This window comes from Citrobacter sp. wls710, from assembly GCF_005281115.1.
In the GTDB taxonomy this organism is placed as follows: Bacteria; Pseudomonadota; Gammaproteobacteria; order Enterobacterales; family Enterobacteriaceae; genus Citrobacter; species Citrobacter werkmanii.
The window spans coordinates 1-4,940 of sequence record NZ_SZXD01000038.1; the positions used below are offsets into that span (position 1 = coordinate 1).

Below are 4,940 nucleotides of genomic sequence, written 5' to 3' on the forward strand. Positions count from 1 at the left end.
AGCGGTGGCGCTACCGCTGGGATGGTATGGGCCAACTGGTACAGCTTATCACCCCACAGGGTGAACGCTGGCGCTATACCTACGACGCCTTTGGCCGCCGGCTCAGCAAGCGCCGGGAAAGAACCACGCTGGGTATCGCGGGTTACGATTACCAGTGGAGCGGCGACCTGCTGGTGGCGGAAACGCCGGTTTACGCCGACGGCACCGCTGCGGTGGAACACAGCGTGTACTGGCTGTATGAACCCGGAGCCCTGACGCCGGGGGCCAGATATGAAAACGGGCAACTACACTATGTGGTCCGTGACCATATGGGTACACCGAGAGAACTGCTGACGGAAACCGGCGAAGTGGTCCGGGCGCAGAAGCTGAGCGTCTGGGGTAAGGCTGAGCAGTATCGCTTCGGTGGACCGGGCGCGGCTAATGATGAAGACAACGCTCCTCATTGCCCGTGGCGCTTTGCGGGGCAGTACGCGGATGACGAATCCGGATTGCACTATAACCGATTCCGGTACTATGATGCAGAGACGGGGCAGTATGTTTCGCCGGATCCGATAGGGCTACGTGGCGGGATAAATCCATACTCATATGTCAAAAATCCGCTGATGTGGATTGATCCTCTTGGATTAACTGGTTGGCAAATAGATGGCGATAAGACTACAGCTATTTTGCAAGGTGGTCCTTTTAAGGAGAAATATTATAAAGATGGAAGAACAGGTTTGTGGTGGTCTAAAGACACTACCGGGCACGGTGGGTCTGCGTACAAAGTATATAGAGAAACATCAACCACTCTAGAATGGATTGCAGATGCTGATGAAAATGGTCAGTTTATGCCTGATAAACATAAAGGGAATACGGGGCGAAGTATCCCTAAAAAAGGTTGTAAAGGAATAAAGTGAGTTAATGCCATGATAAAAAATAGCGCAGAATTTGTCTCATTGAGAAATAGTGAGATTCCTGATGAGTATAACAGAGCGGCCACAGAAGAGGCTCCTCTTGATGTCTGGATGGATCTTATTGAAAATTATCATGATATGAAAGTGTGGGTTGCAAGAAATAAATCCATACCAAAAGAAATAATTGACATCCTGTCAAGAGATATAAATCCTATTGTTAGGGATGCTATATCATCGAAATATCCATTGGATTTTGATATTTATTTACTGTTATCAAAAGATCCCGATGATGGGATTAGAGTTAGATTAACTTATAATAAAAAATTACCAACATCTATTTTAAAGGAAATGGCTGAAAATGATCCTAGTGAATTTGTGAGAAATGAAGCAAGACTGAGATATGAGCAGCGGATTAAATAATGACAAATATTTTGATTTTTCGAATAAAAAGTATCATGTAACTTTATTTTCAGCTCTGAAATATAACAAGTTAAAAACTGGTTAAGAAAATATCCCTTCCCAGTTTATGAATGACTTTATCTATGTATGACGACAGACGATGGCACTATGACATTGCAACTTTGATGATTTATATACGAAGTTGATGGCACGATCAGCAAGACGGATAGATTGCGCATCCTGACCCGATAGGACTACGTGGTGGAATAAACAGCTACGCATACGTACCTAATCCACTGAAATATGTTGATCCATTAGGGCTTGAGTCTGTTACTGTTGGGCGATGGATGGGGCCAGATGAATATCAACAAATGATTGATACAGGTAAAGTAGTTCAAAGTTCTACAGGAACAACGCATGTAGCTTATTCCGCTGATATTAATGCTTTTGGCAAGCAAGCTAAAAATGGTGCATTCTATGTAGAATTCGATGTTCCCAGAGAATCGCTTGTCCCTACAAATGAAGGATGGGAAAAAATTGTAGGTCCAGATTCTCTCGAAGGGCGTTTAGCAAAACGAAAAGGATTACCAGTCCCCGAAACACCTGATGCTACGAACATAAAGTTGAAGGGTCAAAAAATCAATGGGGCAATTTTAGATATATGTTAAGAAAATTTGAACACTGGCTAATTAATAACGCTTCATATAATTTTTCGCATAATACGAACACCTTATCCGAAAGCATGGTGATTGATATTGAAAATGAAAAATATATAGCAAGATTTACTGTCTGGGATGATCTTAGTTGCATGTCGGAAGTCATGGATGCTGATACAGGAGATTATAAAATGAATAAAAGAACCGAATTTTCGACATTTGATAAACTCCTTGATACATTTAATATGTTTTTGAAAAATATTGAATGAATGGAAATTTATTTATTATCACAGCTATAGATAAGTCCGAGGGCGTATAAAGACCACATGGCCGATTAACTGACCTGCCAAATAATGGCTCTCTTGAAAGGCGATAATTATTGTGAAGAAAAATGAACTGAAGGTTCTCCTCGAGAAAGGAAAAATATCCAAATCTATTTATTCATTGGATGGCTGATTACCTAATGAAAAGCTATGTGTTGACTTCGAAAAATAATAGATGGATAGTATATTACTATGAACGAGGAATAAAAACGGGTATTGTTGAATTTCTTAATACTTAATGAGAGTGATGCATGTGATTATTTATATAATAAAATAAATGCAATAGTTACTGGTAAAGTGAGGTAAATAATAAAAAGCTGGAGAAAATTCTCCATCTCTTCGGCTTTTATTATTAAGTAGAGAAGTGTTATCGGGAGATCACTGTATGACGTAGTGGTTTCAGGCATGTATGAACGAAATCTACAGTATGATTTGTTGATTGAGTAGATTCTCTATCCTGATCCGATAAAACTTGCTGGCGGTATCAGGCCATACGGATATGTTCATAATCCATTAAGCTGGATTGATCCTTTAGGCTTAAAAGTATTATATCGTTCTATGAGCCTTGATGAATATTCGAATTTAATGAAAACAGGTTCATGGTCGATAAATGGTCAGATGGAAGGAAAATGGTTTGCAGAATCCTTTGAATATGCCATTACATGGGGGAATAAAATGGGGCATGGAGGTGAAAGTTTTAGGATTGTTCAGGTTACCGTTCCTGATTCGATCGCGAACGGAATGCATTTTGATCCTCATCTAGATGGTATCGGTCCTGCAAGATATGCTCAAGTTAGTGATCTAAATGAATACGCTAAGCTTACTTGGTCTAAAGAGTTTCTATATACATGTTAGCATTTTACTATAGAGATAAATCATGCACAAAGTTAGAGTGGAATGGCTTTCAGAAAATGAAGGTGGCAGAAAAAGCGCACCACCTATAGGCAGATATTATTCAGTTTCTCGTTTTTTAGAGGAAGACATCTTTTGGCAAAACAACGCTTGGAGCGTTGTATTTGAATTAGAAAAACCCATCATGGAAAACGGGAAATTTATTTCTGAAGGATATGTTCAATTCTTATTTGACACTGCACCTCAAGAAAGAATGGTAAAATATAATAAATTTGAGATTTATGAAGGGCCCAAAAAAGTTGCGGATGTATTTTTAATTAAAGACTAACGCATTGATAACCGCTTATACTATTTTGGGTAAATTGGACAAGAGAATATCAATTTACCAGAGCGGATGGTTCTAAAATTATCATCCAGGATCATTCTGCTGGACACTCTTATCCTAGTGGAATAGGAAATCAAAGTTCTCATTTAAATGTAAGACCAATCGAAAATACTCGAACGGGTTCAGTTCCTGGTACATTTGATCATTATGAATTTTGAGGAGCGCAATGTGTACTGGAATGATATTGATGGTAGTATGTTGTTTAATAAGGTTTTCACTAAATATATTGAAGTTAATGAAATCGATATTTTTGACATCAAAATAGATCGTGAAGCTGCTACAGTATTAATAGCTTTTGACTTAGTTAATGAATTGCCTGATAACCCCCCCCGAAATGGGTTAAAGGTTATAATAGATGTAGATGTGGTATAAATTGTAGCGGAGTTAAATATTTGAAAATAGACGGCATGTCTACAGATATGTTGGCAAAAATAGAGATAGATATTAATAACAATGAGGTTTTAATAAATGGAGATGATATTTTTTTAAATCTTAAATGTTCTCACATACAACTGATGGGGCCTTCAGTATATATCAGTCAATAAAATAAAAACCAGGAAAGATCCCCAGAACTAGTATAACGATGACGGCCTGGTCGTCCGTGAAGCAGACCCACTGGGAAGGGAAACATTAACTGAATGGGCGCACAGCAAACGGCAGTCTCAGACCGACGCGCTGGGGCGAACCACCACCTGGCAGTATAACCTCTACGGTGACATCACCCGGCTGTCATTGCCGGGAGGGATCATGCTGCACTATGAGTATGATGCCCACGGTAATCTGACCCGTTTTCAGGGACCGGGTAATAAAATCTGGCAGTTCACCTACGATGAACACGGCGGCCTGCGGGAAATGACCGACCCTCAGGGTCGGCAGCGTCACTGGCATTACGGTGACCACGGCGAAGTATTACGGCAGGTACTGCCGGACGGTGAGACCTGGCACTATGGTTACGATCCCCTGCACCGCCTGAACTGCATCGCAGATCCGGCGCAGGGAGAAATCCGGCTTGAGCAGGATATGCTTGGACGCCTGCTGACCGTCAGCGATCCGCTACAACAAAAAACCACTTACCGCCACAGTAACCAACACGCCAGCCTCTCCGGGAGTGTTACGCACCTCACCCTGCCGGACGGCGTGGAACAACAATATGATCACAGTTCCGGAAAACAGGTTGCCAGCTTTACCGACGGTGAAGGAAAAACCACGCACTATGAGTACGGTAGCTTTGGCCTGCTGAAAACACTGACGCGTCCTGACGGGCAGTGCTACCGCTTTATTTATGACGGCCTCACCCGGCTGAAGCAGGTTATCAATGCCGCCGGAGAATGCTGGACCTACACCCTGGATGCCGCAGGCCAGCTTATCAGCGAGACCGATTTCAGTGGCCGGACGCTGCGCTATGAGTACGATGCCGCCGGGCGGCGTACTG

Annotated in this window: 8 protein-coding genes and 3 pseudogenes; all 11 read left to right on the forward strand. The window is 41.9% G+C overall.

Translation table 11 applies throughout. The features are described from left to right. A partial coding sequence (locus tag FDX14_RS18250; protein WP_286364587.1) for an RHS repeat-associated core domain-containing protein occupies positions 1-896 on the forward strand: 896 nt, incomplete at its 5' end. A 9-nt stretch (positions 897-905) separates the two neighbouring features. Next, positions 906-1,313, forward strand: coding sequence for a hypothetical protein (locus FDX14_RS18255; RefSeq protein WP_061381803.1), 408 nt, complete (start codon positions 906-908; stop codon positions 1,311-1,313). 221 nt (positions 1,314-1,534) lie between these two features. Further along, a pseudogene (locus FDX14_RS18260) lies at positions 1,535-1,960 on the forward strand (TreTu family toxin); the annotation flags it as partial. Continuing rightward, positions 1,954-2,217: an immunity protein TriTu family protein gene (locus FDX14_RS25765; protein ID WP_137350013.1), complete on the forward strand. Its 264-nt coding sequence runs from the start codon at positions 1,954-1,956 to the stop codon at positions 2,215-2,217. The pseudogene FDX14_RS18260 and the gene FDX14_RS25765, both read left to right, overlap by 7 nt. A 504-nt stretch (positions 2,218-2,721) precedes the next feature. Next, positions 2,722-2,811, forward strand: a pseudogene (locus FDX14_RS25770) (RHS repeat-associated core domain-containing protein); the annotation flags it as partial. 18 nt (positions 2,812-2,829) lie between these two features. Then, positions 2,830-3,126: a hypothetical protein gene (locus FDX14_RS18280; RefSeq protein ID WP_061381806.1), complete on the forward strand. Its 297-nt coding sequence runs from the start codon at positions 2,830-2,832 to the stop codon at positions 3,124-3,126. A gap of 22 nt (positions 3,127-3,148) precedes the next feature. Beyond that, complete coding sequence (locus FDX14_RS18285) at positions 3,149-3,451, forward strand: hypothetical protein (protein WP_061381807.1); 303 nt, start codon at positions 3,149-3,151, stop codon at positions 3,449-3,451. 17 nt (positions 3,452-3,468) lie between these two features. Continuing rightward, positions 3,469-3,666 (forward strand): HNH/endonuclease VII fold putative polymorphic toxin, encoded by a 198-nt coding sequence (locus FDX14_RS18290; RefSeq protein ID WP_072276958.1) that lies wholly within the window; start codon positions 3,469-3,471, stop codon positions 3,664-3,666. A gap of 10 nt (positions 3,667-3,676) precedes the next feature. Next, positions 3,677-3,880: a hypothetical protein gene (locus FDX14_RS25495; RefSeq protein ID WP_252182540.1), complete on the forward strand. Its 204-nt coding sequence runs from the start codon at positions 3,677-3,679 to the stop codon at positions 3,878-3,880. Continuing rightward, complete coding sequence (locus FDX14_RS25500; RefSeq protein WP_252182542.1) at positions 3,877-4,053, forward strand: Imm50 family immunity protein; 177 nt, start codon at positions 3,877-3,879, stop codon at positions 4,051-4,053. The genes FDX14_RS25495 and FDX14_RS25500 overlap by 4 nt, the downstream gene beginning before the upstream one ends. A gap of 202 nt (positions 4,054-4,255) precedes the next feature. Then, positions 4,256-4,940, forward strand: a pseudogene (locus tag FDX14_RS18300) (PAAR-like domain-containing protein); the annotation flags it as partial.

Bases quoted from the DNA above. Each gene is read 5' to 3' on its own strand.
- FDX14_RS18280 (WP_061381806.1), top strand. From the start codon at position 2,830: ATGAGCCTTGATGAATATTCGAATTTAATGAAAACAGGTTCATGGTCG.
- FDX14_RS18285 (WP_061381807.1), top strand. From the start codon at position 3,149: ATGCACAAAGTTAGAGTGGAATGGCTTTCAGAAAATGAAGGTGGCAGA.
- FDX14_RS18255 (WP_061381803.1), top strand. From the start codon at position 906: ATGATAAAAAATAGCGCAGAATTTGTCTCATTGAGAAATAGTGAGATT.
- FDX14_RS25765 (WP_137350013.1), top strand. From the start codon at position 1,954: ATGTTAAGAAAATTTGAACACTGGCTAATTAATAACGCTTCATATAAT.